The sequence below is a fragment of the Acetobacter sp. AAB5 genome, from assembly GCF_050106715.1.
Lineage (GTDB): Bacteria > Pseudomonadota > Alphaproteobacteria > Acetobacterales > Acetobacteraceae > Acetobacter > Acetobacter oryzifermentans.
On sequence record NZ_JBNIEW010000064.1, the window covers coordinates 1 to 375 of the forward strand.

At 60.0% G+C, this 375-nt stretch carries 1 protein-coding gene and 1 pseudogene; both read right to left on the reverse strand.

The genetic code is table 11. The features are described 5' to 3' along the window. On the reverse strand, positions 1 to 210 hold a 210-nt coding region (locus tag ACP7IZ_RS13810), incomplete at its 3' end, for a transposase (protein ID WP_426849736.1). A gap of 54 nt (positions 211 to 264) precedes the next feature. Beyond that, positions 265 to 375: pseudogene (locus tag ACP7IZ_RS13815) on the reverse strand (pyridine nucleotide-disulfide oxidoreductase); the annotation flags it as partial.

Below are 375 nucleotides of genomic sequence, written 5' to 3' on the forward strand. Positions count from 1 at the left end.
CTCTCGATCAGGCAGGTCACTCACCGCAGGCGCATTGGCACGTTCATGCAGACGGGTCCATTTTGACAGCGTGTCAGGATGAATATCCAGCTTTGGCGCTATCATCATCACCGCGGACCACCGCGAAGGATGGTTCTTCTCTTCCTCCAGAACCATGCGGGCTGCACGTTCACGAAACTCAGGCGGAAAACGCTTCGATTTGGTGCTCATGAATCCTTCTTACCTCTCGGGTCGTTCTGTCTCCACAAAACCCGGGGCAATTCAAATGGCTTCTTCTCGCCCGTCGGGCCAGACGACGCCCGTCGCCGTCATGCGTACAAACTGGCGCACCGCGTGGAGCACGCCCCGCTCCCGGGCGGCTCGCACGGGCGGCAC